Here is a 14923-nt window from a genome sequence, read left to right on the forward strand (position 1 = left end):
TAGTAAGTATCATAAACGATATTAACTTATTCAATTCTTATATAAAATTTCTCGATAAAAGCCAGTAAGATTGAAATGGCTTATTTTAGTATGGTAATAACTAGAATAGGATGAATCTAAAATTATTTTTATTTGCAGCAATCAGTGATTTTTAGGATTCCATAAGCAAGAGCAACAATAATAGCTACAGTTATGATAAGTAGGAAAACAGGGAGAAGTATTCCGCAGCCACCGAGGATAGCAGTTGTGCTTGTTATCGACATAATGATGCCAGCCATTTTGCAGTTGTTATCTGGACACCGACTTGATGGGACGTAACGTAACGTCGGGTGAATATGACTTCTCAACCATGCTTTTTCTCTATAACGGAAGTGTACAGCCATAAATAGTCCGATAATAGGAAGAAAACAAGCAACAAGTTTCAAAATTGTTGAGCAAGATTTAGGAGTGTAGAATAGTGTAACGGCTTTACCTGGAGTTAAAGCTAACTTGCCGTTTTTGCAGAGGTGCGTGTGCGCAGGTATATAGTATGGCTCTCCTAAGAGAGCTTGCATTATTGATTCTGTGTCCATAAAAACTACTTCAAATATTTTTTAATGGTACGACTATTATAATCCTTTTTCTTTAAAGAACAAGTTTCTGAAAAAATTAAAAAATTTTTCAGAATTAATATTGATAGTATTTAATCCATAAGAATATTAAAACTCTTTAATAAAGCAAAAATTTTTCTAATTATAGTTTTAACTTTAGATTTTTTCTTTATTAAAATTTCATGGTGTTTAAAGCTTTAGAAATAAATTTTTTTAATAACAATGGTAACAGCAAGACGAGGTTGTATCGATGATATAATAATAAGAAGGAAAAGACTCTTATTATCGGTAAGAGATTTCGAAGACCAATCAAGGATTCTGAAAATCATTCGTGCTGATATAAGCTGAATAATAGACTGAAAATTTGCATTTTGCCAATTAAATGAGGAAAGATAATTAACTCTTTTGAACGCTACTTGTTGGTTTTTAGTTTCATTATTCGTAATGAAATTTCTAATCACATACTTGAGAGGGCATCTGATAAGCGTACTTTTAAAGAAACCCCTACTAATTGGCAAGTAGGGGGCGTGTCTTTATATTCTGATACCTAACCTGATACAGTTTCCTATCCAGCATAAGATAGGAAGAAGAATTTACTTAAATCTAAGAGGCATTTGATTTATTGGAGCAACAGGAACACAAGAGTCCAAGAATGAATAGAACAATTGCTCCAATAGTCATTAGAATAGCCACTACGGGGAATAGTCCCAAGCCACAAACAATTCCTATCCACAGCCACATCTTTTTTCCTATAAACATAGTAGCAAGCTGACATTTTCTATTTTCGCAATTTGTCGAGGGCATGTAACCAAGCTCTTTGCAAACTACAGACTTGTTGTATCGCTCTTGCTGATGATAGAGTATTGCTCCCATCAATAGCCCCAAAAGAGGCAGCTGAAGCAAGAAAATTTGTACGGGACTTCCAGAGACTAGCGTAGTGGATTTATGAGGTACTTTAGTTACGTCATTATTAGAGGATGTATGTTGGTGCTCTGGTATGTCATATGAAAGTCCCTTACCGACAGTATCGATTACTAAGGATAGTATGGATGTTGTCATTATAAAATGCCTAAAAAAAATTTCTCAGAAAACTTTAGCTTAATTTTCTATAAAGAATCAATTCATTCATTCTAAATATTTCATCATATTTAATTTTGAAAGAAAAATAACTATCAAGTCATGCTTCTTATAATCAATATTATTAGGGATTTACATCTCTTAAAGTTTAAGAAATTTTCAAAGTAGAAAGGAACAAAAATAGATCAGATTTTTTGCAAAAAAAGTAACAAGAATTCCTCCTTATGAATAAGAGGCCTTTTGTTTTAATCAGAAAACATTCAGATACTATATATAAAAGAATCTTAGGTATGCATTCCTTATAGAGTCATCTTTCTTAATAAAACAATTTCTACTTAATACTTTTTATGAAATAGCTTCCTGCAATTGATTTAGTTGAGAGCTAGAGTCATCAACAAAGGCAGTAATAGGATGAAAAAACTTTCTCCACGCATCTATAGGATCTGTTGCTGTAATTGCTAAACTTCCTTGTAAAGGGTGGTATGGAGGAGGCAACTCTATACTATAGAGATGATGTAGACGAAGTCTTAGACTAGCAGCTTTGGCAAGGACAATAGCTTCGTAATAACCACTGTGAAGTTGATTAAGCCTTTCTTCGATCGTTCCTCGTATATCTAAGATCTTCCCTTGAGGGAAAAGTTGTTTTAGTATTTTGTTTCGACGTAGAGAGGAGCTCCCTAAGCGAGGTCTAGGGGGCAATGGCTCGTCAATATAACGATCAGCATAAACTAAAAGGTCAGTAGGATCTAAAGACTGTGTTATCGCGACTATAGGCAGTGAAGGTGTGTCAGAAAGGTCTTTAGCAGAATGTATAGCAAAATGACAAATTTTATTTTTAACCAAGGCGTCAACGCTATCAGTAAAAAAATGAGTGTTTTCTACTAGGCGTAGGGGAGTTTTCTTATTGCGATCTCCTGTAGTCTTGATGGTGTATAGGCGAAACCAAACTTTTGGATACCAGGAGCGCAGTAAAGACATGCACTCATATGCTTGAATTTTTGCTAAATTTGAATTTCTTGAAGCAATACGCAGGGGACGTTTCCCTTGGCAAAAATCAGTTAGGAAGGGATCAGCATAGCAGGCGGATAGCATCTTTTATTGTTTTAACTCCTTGTAAATCAAAATTTTCTCGAGTTTCTTTAGGAAGACTTGAAATTTGTCCCTCAGGGAGAATAGCCCCTTCGAATCCCATTAGCTTGCCTTCTTTGAGACGGCGCTCTAAATGAGCTACGTGACGGACTTCTCCTCCTAAACCTACTTCACCAATTACGATGTAATTTTTAGATGGCAAGCGATTATATAGTGATGATGCAACTGCAAGTAGGGCACCTAAATCTGCAGCTGGTTCTGCAATTTTCAAGCCCCCTGTAATAGCCAAGAAAACATCCATTGTAAATAGTTTGACCTGAGCTCTTTTCTCTAATACAGCGAGAAGTAATGAAAAGCGATTAGGGTCGAATCCTGCGGTCTTTCTAATAGGATTAGCAAAAGGAGAGGAAGAAACTAAAGCTTGCAATTCAATAAGTAGAGTTCCAGAACCCTCAACAATAGGAATAATCATGGATCCTGTAATTGACGTAGTCTTTTCTTGAAGGAAGAGACCTGAAGGGTTCTGAACTTCTTTAAGTCCATCTTCGTGCATAGACAGAATTAATAACTCGTTTGTAGGACCAAACCGATTTTTCACAGAGCGAATCATGCGATAATTGGCATGAGAGTTGCCTTCAAAATAAAGTACAGTATCTACAAGATGTTCTAATACTCTAGGGCCCGCAATTTCTCCAGATTTTGTGACATGCCCAATAATAAATGTTGTGATCTGAAAATTTTTGGCAAGATGCATGATCTCGGCTGTAACTTCACGTACTTGGGATACAGATCCTGGTGCAGATTGTAGGTGAGGATTAAATATAATCTGAATGGAGTCTATAATCAAAATATCAGGTTCTAAATTTGCTATTTGTTGTTTAATATTTTCTAAATTTGTTTCAGGAAATAGATAAATAAGAGAAGAAGAAACTTTCAGGCGTTTTGCTCTTAAAGAAGTCTGTATGACGGACTCTTCACCGCAAACATAAAGGACTTTATAGCCCTGGGATGCTAATCGTTCTGCTACTTGAAGAAGAAGAGTCGATTTTCCAATCCCTGGATCTCCACCAAGAAGAGAAAGGCTTCCACGAACTACTCCTCCTCCCAGGATTCTGTCCCATCCAGCATGATCAATAAATACTCGCGCTTCTTCCTGTAATTCAATCGAGCTTAAAGCAATTGCATCTGTAGAAGAACTAGATTGTATTCCAGGTCGTTTTGGAGAGATATACTCTTCAACCAGAGAATTCCAAGTCTGACATCCTGGACATTGGCCTAACCATTTAGGAGTAGTAGCTCCGCATTGATTACATGTCCACTGTGTTTTCGGTTTTATTGCCATGAGTATCTAATGCCTGTTTTGCTGCAATCTTTTCTGCTTCCTTTTTTGATAGTGCATGACCTTCTCCCCATATCTGATTATTAACTATCACTTGAATCTGGTAACTTTCAATCCCTGCCGCATTTTTAACTACTTTAGATTGGTAGATTGGTAGAATACGAAAATGCTTTTGTGTAAATTGCTGAAGAAGATTCTTAGGATTGCCTGACATCAAAGGAAGTATTTCTTCCTTAGCTGGAAGAAGGGGAACAGTAAGTTTCCTAGCAGGAGAAAGGCCTCCATCTAAATATATGGCCCCTAAAATAGCTTCAAATAGATTTGCATAAGCAGAAAGGCGACCTCGATCGCTCTGGATTTTTTCTCCTTTCCCTATTAGGAGATACTCTCCAATTCCTAAAGTAATTGTATAGCGATAACATGCTGTAGCGTTAACTAAACAAGCTCTCGCTGTTGATAAAGTTCCTTCGTCCATAGCAGGGAAAAGCAGAAAAAGGTGCTCAGTAACAATGAGACCAAGGACAGCATCTCCTAAAAATTCTAAACGTTCGCTATCCTCCATTTGAATTGAAGATTCATTTTTATATGAGGGGTGAGTTAGAGCTGTTTCTAGGAGCTTGAATTGCGTAAATGTAAAATTTAGTTTAGCTTCAATAGCTTTAATATCTATAGGAGAATGCATAGGTTTATATAGAATACTTGCCCTTAAACTTAGAAGTTGGATTTACGGATTTTTTATAGGTGGAAAAAACCTTAAAGTCTATAGTGCTTTTGGATTTGTTATCTTATTCGGATAAGCATGAGGCCTACTCTACACCTCCAACACCTGCGCTATTTCCATAATCATGGCTCAATTTTATTTGAAGCTCTTCTAACAATAAAGGATTGTTTTCTATTAGAGGCAAAATTACAAAATTTTATTGGCAGAGCATCAAAAGATAATGCTATTCGATGGAGAGAAAATCTGTTTCGTTCTATTCCAGAAATCAATGGAGTGGTTCGTAAACGGCATCTGGCTTCTTTTGCCGAGGAATTAGTGCACCGTCCTAGGCTTTCTCTCATAAGAGATTTGTGGGTATTCCCAGGAGAAGTAATCCCGGAAGGAGAAGAAGATTGTATGCTTCTTCTTATACTTTCAGGAAATCATATAGGGAGTGGCATATTTTTTGTAGGGCCTTATCCTTCGGATCTTTATAAGCTAGAAAACGGAACAACGGCTCTACTTTTAGCCTTTTCCTCTATAGGTCACCCAGTCATTTAATAGCTATTCCTAATTGTTAGAACTAAGGATTACGGAAAAGCTTTTTTTATGTTTTTATTATTTAAGGGCGGTTTATTTTGGCTTTAAAATAAGAGCCTTCTTTAAAAGATATCCTTCTGATTTTTCCTATTCTAATCAAAATTTTTCTTCGAATAATTAATTGCAAAAATCAGAGGTTCAAGTATAGCGGTCTTGAATAGAAAAGTTTATTTAACTTTAGGAATTCCTGGACTTTATGGATCAACGGTGTTAAGAGTTTCTAAAATATCCTTACCAGGACTTTTTGAATGGATGAATTGAAACGACGTATTAAGTCTCTATATGATGGAGTAACAGCAGAGAATATTTTGTCATGGCTGTCGAATGATAATAATCAAAAAGACACTAAGATAATCTTAGAATTATTAGAAAGGAATCCTGGGCAACTTAGAGAGTTATTCGGAACTACATTGGTATTTGGAACTGGAGGATTGCGGAGCCCTATGGGCATCGGAACGAATAGAATCAACCTATTTACCATACGTCGAACTACTCAAGGGTTAGTTAAGGTACTTCAAACTCATGCTCCTCACTTCGAAGATCCTATTCGTGTAGTTATTGGATGTGATACGCGCCATAATTCTATAGAATTTGCTTATGAAACCGCAAAAGTTCTTGCAGGTAATGGTTGCAAAGTTTTCCTTTTTCAACATCCCGAACCTCTAGCCTTAGTCTCATTTACTATAAGACAAGAACAGGCTATGGGTGGCGTAATGATCACAGCTTCTCATAATCCTCCAGTTTATAATGGTTATAAAGTTTACATGTCATCAGGAGGCCAAGTACTTCCCCCATTAGATCAGGAGATTATTAGCGCATGTAGGGAAGTAAGTGAAGTTCTATCCGTGTCGTCTATTGATCATCCAAACATCAAATTGATTGGAAAAGAACATGAAGCTCTTTACAGAGAAACTTTACAGAAATTGCAACTCCATCCTGAAGATAACCGAATTTCAGGGAGAACTCTGTCAATTTCGTATTCTCCATTGCACGGTACAGGAGTTTCTCTAGTGCCTCGTATCCTTAAAGATTGGGGCTTCCTGTCCGTTAATCTTGTTGAAAAACAAGCTATTAGTGATGGCGACTTTCCAACAGTCGATCTTCCAAATCCTGAAGATCCCGATGCATTACGTCTCGGGATCAAACAAATGCTTGTTAATAACGATGACATTTTTATTGCTACCGATCCAGATGCAGATCGTGTGGGAGTCGTTTGCTTAGAAGAAGGTCAACCTTACCGCTTTAATGGAAATCAAACTGCTTGTCTTCTCGCAGATCATATATTACATGCCTGGGGAAAAAAGAGACGTTTAGGAGCTCAAGACAAACTCGTAAAAAGCCTAGTAACTACAGAGATGCTTTCTGCTATTGCTGAGCACTATCATGTTGACCTAATCAATGTAGGTACAGGATTTAAATATATCGGAGCCAAAATTGAATCGTGGAGAAATTCTTCTAACAATTTTGTGTTTGGTGCCGAAGAATCCTATGGTTATCTTTATGGTACCCATGTCGAAGATAAAGATGCCATTATTACTTCCGCATTGATTGCTGAAGCAGCTCTCCAACAGAAGTTAAAAGGAAAAACTTTACGCGATGCTCTTCTTTCGCTCTATGAAACTTATGGTTACTTTGCTAATAAAACTGAGTCAGTAGTTTTCTCAGGAGATGCTGATGAACAAGAGATAAGAAAAAAACTCTTGCGCCTTGAAGAAACAAGTACAGCAAGGCTTTTTTCAGGGAAATATCAAGTGGAAAAAATCGAAAACTATGCACAAGGAGTCGGGCTGAATTTTCTTTTGAACCAATCGTATCCGTTGGAATTACCTAAAACATCAATGATTTGCTATTATTTTAGTGGGGGAGGTCGCGTAATTGTCCGGCCATCAGGAACAGAGCCTAAGATTAAATTTTACTTTGAAACTTCTATCCATTATTTAACCCAAGTTAAAGATAAAGAAATTCAAAAGGAACGTGAATTGGAGAGTCAGCAGCATTTAGACGAATTTATTTTTAGTTTTAAAGACAAATTTTCAAATCTATAATTAAAAAATCCTCTTGGAGAATATCTTAAAGCTATCTAAACTCGGCTTAAAGCCTCTTCAAGATATCAGTTGGTCAGATCTGTTTTTAGCCTGCTCTGAACTTAGATTGAGGAGCTTGATCTATGAATAAGGATATATTTTTATGAGTTTTGTTCCCTACACATTACCAGAACTACCCTATGATTACGATGCCCTAGAGCCAGTAATTTCTGCTGAAATCATGATGCTCCACCATCAAAAGCATCACCAGACCTATATTAATAATCTTAACGAAGCTTTAAAGAAATTAGACGCTGCAGAAACACAACAAAACCTTACTCAGTTAATTGCTTTAGAGCCCAGCCTTCGTTTCAATGGGGGAGGACATATTAATCATTGCTTATTCTGGGAGACTCTTGCTCCTAAAGATCAGGGCGGAGGACAACCCCCAAAACATGAGCTTCTCTCACTTATTGAGAGGTTTTGGGGTACTATGGATAATTTTTTAAAAAAATTAATAGAAATCTCTGCTGCGATTCAAGGATCTGGTTGGGCTTGGCTAGGGTTTTGTCCTGCAAAACAAGAGCTTGTTTTGCAGACAACAGTAAACCAAGATCCTTTGGAAGCAACCACAGGCAAGTTACCTCTACTTGGGCTGGACGTTTGGGAGCACGCGTATTACCTTCAATATAAAAATGTTCGGATGGACTATCTAAAAGTATTTCCTCAAATAATTAATTGGCGATATATAGAGAATAGGTTTTCTGAAATAATATCATCTAAATAATTTGAATTTGGTGATTTTATTTGCAGTGTTAACAACATTAATTTAAAATTGCTTCCTAACAAAACTTAGATTAGGTGGCTTGTGCGTTTATTTTCTTACGACAAACCCAAGATTAAAGTGCAAAAAATCAAGGCTGATGGTTTTAGTGGTTGGCTCAAATGCAATCATTGTCATGAGATGATTCATGCAAACGAATTAGGACAAAATTACAATTGCTGTCCTAAGTGTTCTTATCACTACCGTATCACTGCTCTAGAACGGGTCAAGTTGCTTGCGGATAAAGATTCCTGGCGCCCTCTTTATACGAATTTAAAGTCTCAGGATCCTCTCGAATTTGTAGATACGGATACCTATGCAAATCGTTTAGAAAAAGCTCGAAAAAATAGTACCGATAGTGAAGGTGCTATTGTGGGTTTTTGCACGATAGGCTTGCATCCTGTAGCTCTTGCTGTTATGGACTTCAATTTTATGGCAGGATCAATGGGTGCTGTTGTAGGGGAGAAGTTGACCCGGCTGATTGAGGAGGCTATTGAGACGCGCCTTCCTGTAATTATTGTCAGCGCTTCTGGAGGCGCACGTATGCAGGAGTCTGTTTTTTCTTTAATGCAGATGGTTAAGACCTCAGCAGCACTGGCTAAGCTTCATGAAGCAGGGCTGCCTTATATCTCAGTTCTCTCTAACCCTACTTCTGGAGGAGTGACTGCGTCCTTTGCGGCTCTTGGAGACGTTATTATTGCAGAACCCAAAGCCCTTATTTGCTTTGCCGGCCCAAGAGTTGTTGCTCAGGTCATAGGTGAGGATCTTCCTGAGGGCGCACAGAAATCAGAGTTTCTTCTCGAACATGGGATGATTGATAAAATTGTCGAACGTAAAGAATTGAAAACAACATTACAAACCTTGCTTGATTACTTTTTGGCTCAAGAATACACTGGCGGAAAAACTAAAGCCCCTAGAGATCTTTCTAAAAGGCTTAAAGAGATTTTTTTGTTGACAGATGACAATGAATAAAAGATTATACCAGATCTTGCAACAATAACATTATCTGTGACCCTATCCCTATGAATGTATTTTGTGAATTGGATTTAGGAGGGGAAATCCCTCAATATGCTACAGCAGGAGCTGCTGGCGCTGATCTTAGAGCAAATATTAAAGAACCTTTAGCTCTATTTCCTGGTCAACGTGTTTTGGTCCCTACAGGGATAAGGGCGGAGATCCCTATTGGTTATGAATTGCAAGTCCGTCCTCGGAGTGGTTTAGCCTTAAAGCACGGTGTTACCGTGTTAAATGCTCCAGGGACTATTGATTCAGATTATCGAGGAGAAATTGGTGTTATCTTAATCAATTTTGGTGATACTGCGTTTATTATCGAACCTAAGATGCGGATAGCTCAAATTGTTTTGTCTCCTGTAGTACGAGCAGAGTTTGTTGTTAAGCAGGGAAGCTTAGCCGAAACTGGGCGAGGAAGTGGAGGCTTTGGACATACTGGAGCAAACTAAGATGTCTTTCTATTGCGAAGATCAACAAGACTTTTCTTTATTTTCTCTTCTATCACCGAATCTAGTAATGTTTTTACGGAAACATTCTCGAACTGAAATTTTGCAAGATCTTACAGATCTGGTACATGCTGCAGGACTTCTTGAAGACAAACATGCTTTTTTTGATGCACTTGTCCGTCGTGAAAATATCATGTCCACAGGCATCGGCATGGGAGTAGCTATTCCTCATGGAAAACTTCAAAGCTGTTCTGATTTTTTTATTGCTATAGGAATCCATACCCAAGGTATTTTATGGGATGCTATTGATGGAGCTCTTGTCCGCCTTATTTTTTTGATTGGGGGCCCAGAGAATGCTCAAGCAGAATATCTAAAACTATTATCTACTTTGACTTTATCTTTGAGAGAGGAGTCTCGTCGTCAACAGCTCTTGCAGGTTAAAACGATTGAAGAAGTTATGAACGTGTTTGTGGGGATATAAAAATGGATTTAAAATTAGATGAAGTAGCCTCTTTATTGGATGTCTCCGAACAAACGATACTTCAATGGCTTAATGAAGGGACAATTCCAAGCTATAGCATGCAAAACGAATATCGCTTTAGCCGTGACGAAATTGAAGATTGGCTTTTACATAACCAAAAATTGATGATTCAAGAACGTGCCAGCGATGATAAGGAAGCATTTCGAGATCTTTCTTTAAAATATAGTCTTTATAAAGCCATTCATCGTGGTGGTGTTTTGTGCGATATTATTGTTCGGAATAAAGAAGAAGCTCTCGCGTGTGCCTCTAAATACATCGCTGACAAGTTTCAATTAGATGAGAGTGTTCTTTTTGAAATGTTGTCTTATAGGGAAAGCCTGATGTCTACAGGCCTCGGCGAGGGACTTGCTTTGCCCCATGCTAAAGACTTTTTAATTAACGCCTACTACGACATTGTTGTTCCTATGTTTCTTAGAGAACCTATAGAGTATGGAGCCTTGGATGGAAGGCCTGTAAATATTCTTTTCTTTCTTTTTGCTTGCCAAGATAAAAGTCATTTAAATTTAGTGAATAAGATAGTTCACTTAGGGATGTCTTTAGAAGCTCGAAGTTTCTTTAGAAATTATCCTAACAAAGATCAACTGTTAGCATACGTTAAAGAGTGGGAGTCCCAAACTCATTAATGACTAGAGTTTAAAAAGATTTTTAAGTCCAAGTTGTGAAAAAAATCCTTTTGTTGCTATGGTGATCCTCATAGGCTTCCAGGAGATTGTAGTCGCATGATGAGCTCTAAGCGTACCTCGAAAATAGCGGTGCTTTCAATTTTATTAATATTCACTCATTCTACAGGGCTGGCAAACACAAATCCACCCATAGGCCTGAGTACAATCTACGTTAACTCTAAGACTGTAGATAAACTTCAGAACAAGAAAGAGATAAAAAAACAAAGAAAAGAGCAACGGCAGCTAGAGAAAAAAGACTCTCAAAGAGTTACTAGTAAAAAGTCGTTCTTTCCTTATCTAAAAACCCTTACTGCGCGAAGTGAACGGTTTAAAAAACCATCTTCTGAAATTGTCTTTGAATCAAAGTCTCAAGTTACGTCTCGCTCACAAAGATTCAAGCGTCTGAAAGAGTGTTCTATCAAAACTCAAGATATAGTCATTGAGAATAACGATTCTAAAGAATTTCAAGTTGTTAGTAAAAGATCTCTGAGTTTCCCCAACCTAAAGTTGAAAAATCTTTCTCCTAAGTTTCCTCAGAAAGAAAAAAAAGATAAAGGAGCCTCTAGTCTTGCTTCGCTAAGAAAACGTTATTCCACGCAATCTTCTGCTTCTCCTTTAATATTTTTAGAAACAGAAATTGTTCAAGCTCCTGTCGAGAATCCTCATTCGCAACAAGAAGATTCTAAGAAGAGTAAACAACTAGCATCAAAGGACTTAGTTGCAAAATCAGAGCGAATTGATCACTCTTTACGTGAACTAGCTCAAGGTGCTAGCCTGCCTGTCTTAGTACGTCCTAATCCTGAGTTATTGGTGCAAAGGCAAAAAGAGGTTATATTGAAAGAACTTATTGCTGAGCATAGGCAATGTAAAAGAAAGTCTGCAAGAGAAGCCCTTGAATCTCGTTGTACAACTAAACAAGTTCCTAGAGATGCTTCTGTGACCTCTACTTTGCGTTATAATCCAGAAAAGGCTGCAGAAATCAAGAGCAGGCGCAATTGTAAGGTAAGGCGTGAAGCTCGTGAACAGAAAAATTCTTCCTGTAAAAGAGAAGCTCATGTTTCAAACAAGCAAACCGGAGGAACTTCTAACGCAGAAGAAAAAGAAACTGTAAAAGGATCTAGAAGTGAAAAAACTAAAACCGGATCCCAGTTGGCAAAGTATTCTCCAAATTTTTACTCTAATGCTGGAAACACAAATATAGGTACATATCTTACTGCAAACCAATATAGCTGTGATTCTGAAGAAACCGATTGGCCATGCTCTTCCTGTGTCTCCAAGCGTAGGACTCACAATAGTATATCCGTATGTACAATGGTTGTTACTGTCATCGCAATGATTGTAGGGGCTTTGATTATTGCTAATGCTACAGAGTCTCCAACAAAGCCCAGCCCTACGCCTACTCCCAATCCTTCGCCTACTCCTTAATTGTAGAGCTTTTAAAAAGAGGCAAAAGCTTTAGGTATTTGCCTCTATTTTATAAATTGCTTTTTGAAATGAGAATTTTATGGTTAAGAAAATTCTTTCTTATTCAAGCTATTATAGTTTTATTTAACTTGTTCTCTGGAAAAGATCCAATGTTTTATACTAATAATCCATTGTGATTAAATTAAAAGATAAAAATGTCTAATTTTCAGTAAATTAATTATATTAATATTTAGTTTGTGTTTTATTTAAAAATTCAACCGAATTAATTAAAATTTAGCGCGCTAACGTTGTGTAGTTATGGTTTAATTGTGTTAGATATTTGTAGTTATAAGGTTAGTTATCAAAGAGTTGACAAATACTACAGCCCCTCTTTTTACTCCGAAATAAAGCTATTGGTGCTCGCACTGTCCTACAAATACAGATATCTTGGGAAGAGTTCTTTACATGCTTTTTTCTAACTGTAAAATTCATTCTTGTGCTCTTTGCTATGTTTTGTATACTCGTTGCAGCAACCCAAGGGGCTGCTGCTCCAATTTTTATTCCTTCCTAACCCTACTGCAAAAGGTGTTTTTTTATAAAAATGGTTTTATTTATTAAGAATTATTTAAAATTTGGCTTTAAAAATAATTCTTTTAATTAGCGCTCTATAGGGTTAACATAAATATATAGTTTTTTTAGTGACTTTATCTATGTTTGATCATTCTGTTAGTTTTAAAGGGCCCCAACTCAATCCTATTAAGGTAAATCCAAATTTTTTTCAGAAACACTCTAAAATAGCGCAAGTAGTTGAAATTACAGCTGTGGTTTTAGGTATACTTGCTCTTCTAATAGGCGTTTTTCTGGTCATAGGAACTCCTTTAGGAGTTCCTATGAGTATGATTATAGGTGGATGTCTTTTCGCTTCTGGAGGGGCTTTGTTTGTTGGTGGTACTATTTCTATGATATTGCATAGGAGCAGTAGAGCCAAGCATTTGTTGAATCAGGCCAAGCTCTCCCTACCTATTCTTGAACAAAAGGAACTAAAGTCTTTCGATCCTAGTGTCCTGAAGGAGAGCTGGTGCTTACATAATGTTGTTGTTAAACAGTTTCGAAAGTTAAACCTCAATATTCCAGAGAATCAAAGGAAGATCTTAGAGCAAATAGAGATCAATCCAGGGACTACTTTAGCAGAGTATGCTGCTATGGTCTCAGCAAATTATCAGGAATGTGTAAAGATGCTCGAATATCGTGAAGAGCTCCTTGAAGAAGAAACGATTTACGAAAACACGCAATTTCGTGCTTATCTCACTTATAGAAACAAAGTTGTAACTAGCATCATCTCTAATATGGTAGATGGTATCTCTAAAGCTGGAGGAGTATTCTCTTTAAAATTTTCGATGTTAAGTTCGCGGATGTCGTCTATCCATACAACAATCAGCGTGATTCTAGGTTTAGGTGTAGTCGCTGCTGTAATGACTGTCGCAGCTTTCATTCCTGGAGGAATATTTGCAATTCCAATACTTTTAGCTGTTAGCATGGGCTTAGGACTTGTTGTTGCAGGACTTTCCTATCTACTACGGCAGATGTTGAGTATGACAAAGTTTAATCGTCAGCAACTTTCTAAGGATTTTATAAAAACTGTAGATTTAAACCTTTTTAATCAGCTAATAAGCTCCCAGAATCTTCTTTTTGATATTTTGCAAGGGATACTTAAGGAGGAAGAAACGTTCTCTTTAGAAAGTCAACCCTGGTATAGGCAGATCTTAATAACTAAGGAGTTAGAACCATTTTTGGAAGAAGAACTCAGAAAAAACAACGAAAAGATTCAAAAGCAACTAGAAGCTAGGAATAGAGACCTAAAGAGACTAGAAAAGGTGTGTTCTAAAGGATTTTCTAATGCATCTCAAATATATCATTCATCAGATGATGACTTCGATAAGATGCTTACTGAAGGTACAAAATTCGCGAAATTACGTCGAGATACCTCGCATGACTTAACTAAGATTTATGGGCCAGACAATCAGGAAATTGATCCAGAATTTTTATCACCTTGGATGCCTAAAAAAGAAGGCACTGAAGAATTTGATCAACGGCCTTCATATTTACAGCTCAATTCAAGGGAGCATCTATTGTTAGAAGAAGATGTTGATATAACGTTAAAAGAGTTGGAAATAAGAAGCACAGCTTTGCGGCAAGAACTCCACAGAATTCGACTATGGAGGAATCCTGTAATGTCTCGTGCTGGGTATATTATATATCAAGATCAGCATTCCGAGATTCAAAACAAAAGCATAGTTGACTTTTATACGCGCTGTCAAATGGAGAAAAGGAATATCTGTGATCTTCTAAAAGAGATTAATGCGCTTCAAAGTCGTATTATAAGGCTAATAATTCAAGAAGCCTCAGACACAGAGGATAGCGGGTCATAATTTTGAATATTAACTCTCACAAACTATTATCTAATTTTTAGTGTTTCTAAACAACTCTGCTAGTTGTTTTTATAATATTTTCTTCGTAATTTTAGTTTAACTCTGTTTTATATTTACTTCCCTTTCTTTATAAAGAGACTGTTTTTAGTAAGTAGGTATAATAAATATACTTCTTGAACTTTATTTTT

General features: G+C 36.8%; 14 protein-coding genes. 9 read left to right on the top strand and 5 right to left on the bottom strand.

Annotation, left to right across the window (positions count from 1 at the left end):
• Positions 1-128: 128 nt before the first annotated feature.
• From C834KP_RS00150 to rnc, 5 genes are all read right to left on the bottom strand, one after another.
• Positions 129-572 carry a hypothetical protein gene (locus C834KP_RS00150; protein ID WP_108896213.1) on the bottom strand — a complete coding sequence of 148 codons (444 nt, stop codon included), beginning with the start codon at positions 570-572 and terminating at the stop codon, positions 129-131.
• Positions 573-1193: 621 nt separating this feature from the next.
• Positions 1194-1649 (bottom strand): hypothetical protein, encoded by a 456-nt coding sequence (locus C834KP_RS00155; RefSeq protein WP_108896214.1) that lies wholly within the window; start codon positions 1647-1649, stop codon positions 1194-1196.
• Between the two features lie 363 nt (positions 1650-2012).
• Entirely contained in the window at positions 2013-2759 is a 747-nt protein-coding gene (locus C834KP_RS00160) for a hydroxymethylbilane synthase (RefSeq protein WP_108896215.1), read from the bottom strand.
• Positions 2737-4098 (bottom strand): DNA repair protein RadA, encoded by a 1362-nt coding sequence (gene radA, locus C834KP_RS00165; RefSeq protein WP_108896216.1) that lies wholly within the window; start codon positions 4096-4098, stop codon positions 2737-2739. The genes C834KP_RS00160 and radA overlap by 23 nt, the downstream gene beginning before the upstream one ends.
• Entirely contained in the window at positions 4064-4777 is a 714-nt protein-coding gene (rnc, locus tag C834KP_RS00170) for a ribonuclease III (RefSeq protein WP_108896217.1), read from the bottom strand. The genes radA and rnc overlap by 35 nt, the downstream gene beginning before the upstream one ends.
• Before the next feature lie 117 nt (positions 4778-4894).
• Here rnc and C834KP_RS00175 point away from each other — a divergent pair, with 117 nt between their 5' ends.
• The 9 genes from C834KP_RS00175 to C834KP_RS00215 all read left to right on the top strand — a co-directional run bounded on the left by C834KP_RS00175 (position 4895) and on the right by C834KP_RS00215 (position 14735).
• Entirely contained in the window at positions 4895-5356 is a 462-nt protein-coding gene (locus C834KP_RS00175) for a DUF5070 domain-containing protein (protein WP_108896218.1), read from the top strand.
• 287 nt (positions 5357-5643) lie between these two features.
• A complete protein-coding gene (locus C834KP_RS00180; RefSeq protein WP_108896219.1) occupies positions 5644-7440 on the top strand; it encodes a phospho-sugar mutase in 1797 nt (598 codons plus the stop codon).
• 142 nt (positions 7441-7582) lie between these two features.
• Positions 7583-8206, top strand: a complete 624-nt coding sequence (locus C834KP_RS00185) for a superoxide dismutase (RefSeq protein ID WP_108896220.1) — start codon at positions 7583-7585, stop codon at positions 8204-8206.
• Between the two features lie 81 nt (positions 8207-8287).
• Positions 8288-9214: an acetyl-CoA carboxylase, carboxyltransferase subunit beta gene (gene accD / locus C834KP_RS00190; RefSeq protein WP_108896221.1), complete on the top strand. Its 927-nt coding sequence runs from the start codon at positions 8288-8290 to the stop codon at positions 9212-9214.
• Positions 9215-9264: 50 nt separating this feature from the next.
• Positions 9265-9702 (top strand): dUTP diphosphatase, encoded by a 438-nt coding sequence (gene dut, locus C834KP_RS00195; protein WP_108896222.1) that lies wholly within the window; start codon positions 9265-9267, stop codon positions 9700-9702.
• A gap of 1 nt (position 9703) precedes the next feature.
• Entirely contained in the window at positions 9704-10180 is a 477-nt protein-coding gene (locus tag C834KP_RS00200) for a PTS sugar transporter subunit IIA (RefSeq protein WP_108896223.1), read from the top strand.
• Between the two features lie 2 nt (positions 10181-10182).
• Positions 10183-10863: a PTS sugar transporter subunit IIA gene (locus C834KP_RS00205; protein WP_108896224.1), complete on the top strand. Its 681-nt coding sequence runs from the start codon at positions 10183-10185 to the stop codon at positions 10861-10863.
• Between the two features lie 99 nt (positions 10864-10962).
• Positions 10963-12327: a hypothetical protein gene (locus tag C834KP_RS00210; protein ID WP_231911688.1), complete on the top strand. Its 1365-nt coding sequence runs from the start codon at positions 10963-10965 to the stop codon at positions 12325-12327.
• 689 nt (positions 12328-13016) lie between these two features.
• Entirely contained in the window at positions 13017-14735 is a 1719-nt protein-coding gene (locus tag C834KP_RS00215; RefSeq protein ID WP_108897105.1) for a hypothetical protein, read from the top strand.
• Positions 14736-14923: the final 188 nt, after the last annotated feature.

It is taken from the genome of Chlamydia serpentis (genome assembly GCF_900239945.1).
Lineage (GTDB): Bacteria > Chlamydiota > Chlamydiia > Chlamydiales > Chlamydiaceae > Chlamydia > Chlamydia serpentis.

Excerpts from the sequence above, each read along its gene's own strand:
- C834KP_RS00150 (WP_108896213.1), bottom strand. The coding sequence starts at position 572 with ATGGACACAGAATCAATAATGCAAGCTCTCTTAGGAGAGCCATACTAT.
- C834KP_RS00155 (WP_108896214.1), bottom strand. The coding sequence starts at position 1,649 with ATGACAACATCCATACTATCCTTAGTAATCGATACTGTCGGTAAGGGA.
- C834KP_RS00160 (WP_108896215.1), bottom strand. The coding sequence starts at position 2,759 with ATGCTATCCGCCTGCTATGCTGATCCCTTCCTAACTGATTTTTGCCAA.
- radA (WP_108896216.1), bottom strand. The coding sequence starts at position 4,098 with ATGGCAATAAAACCGAAAACACAGTGGACATGTAATCAATGCGGAGCT.
- rnc (WP_108896217.1), bottom strand. The coding sequence starts at position 4,777 with ATGCATTCTCCTATAGATATTAAAGCTATTGAAGCTAAACTAAATTTT.
- C834KP_RS00175 (WP_108896218.1), top strand. The coding sequence starts at position 4,895 with ATGAGGCCTACTCTACACCTCCAACACCTGCGCTATTTCCATAATCAT.
- C834KP_RS00180 (WP_108896219.1), top strand. The coding sequence starts at position 5,644 with ATGGATGAATTGAAACGACGTATTAAGTCTCTATATGATGGAGTAACA.
- C834KP_RS00185 (WP_108896220.1), top strand. The coding sequence starts at position 7,583 with ATGAGTTTTGTTCCCTACACATTACCAGAACTACCCTATGATTACGAT.
- dut (WP_108896222.1), top strand. The coding sequence starts at position 9,265 with ATGAATGTATTTTGTGAATTGGATTTAGGAGGGGAAATCCCTCAATAT.
- C834KP_RS00200 (WP_108896223.1), top strand. The coding sequence starts at position 9,704 with ATGTCTTTCTATTGCGAAGATCAACAAGACTTTTCTTTATTTTCTCTT.
- C834KP_RS00205 (WP_108896224.1), top strand. The coding sequence starts at position 10,183 with ATGGATTTAAAATTAGATGAAGTAGCCTCTTTATTGGATGTCTCCGAA.
- C834KP_RS00210 (WP_231911688.1), top strand. The coding sequence starts at position 10,963 with ATGAGCTCTAAGCGTACCTCGAAAATAGCGGTGCTTTCAATTTTATTA.
- C834KP_RS00215 (WP_108897105.1), top strand. The coding sequence starts at position 13,017 with ATGTTTGATCATTCTGTTAGTTTTAAAGGGCCCCAACTCAATCCTATT.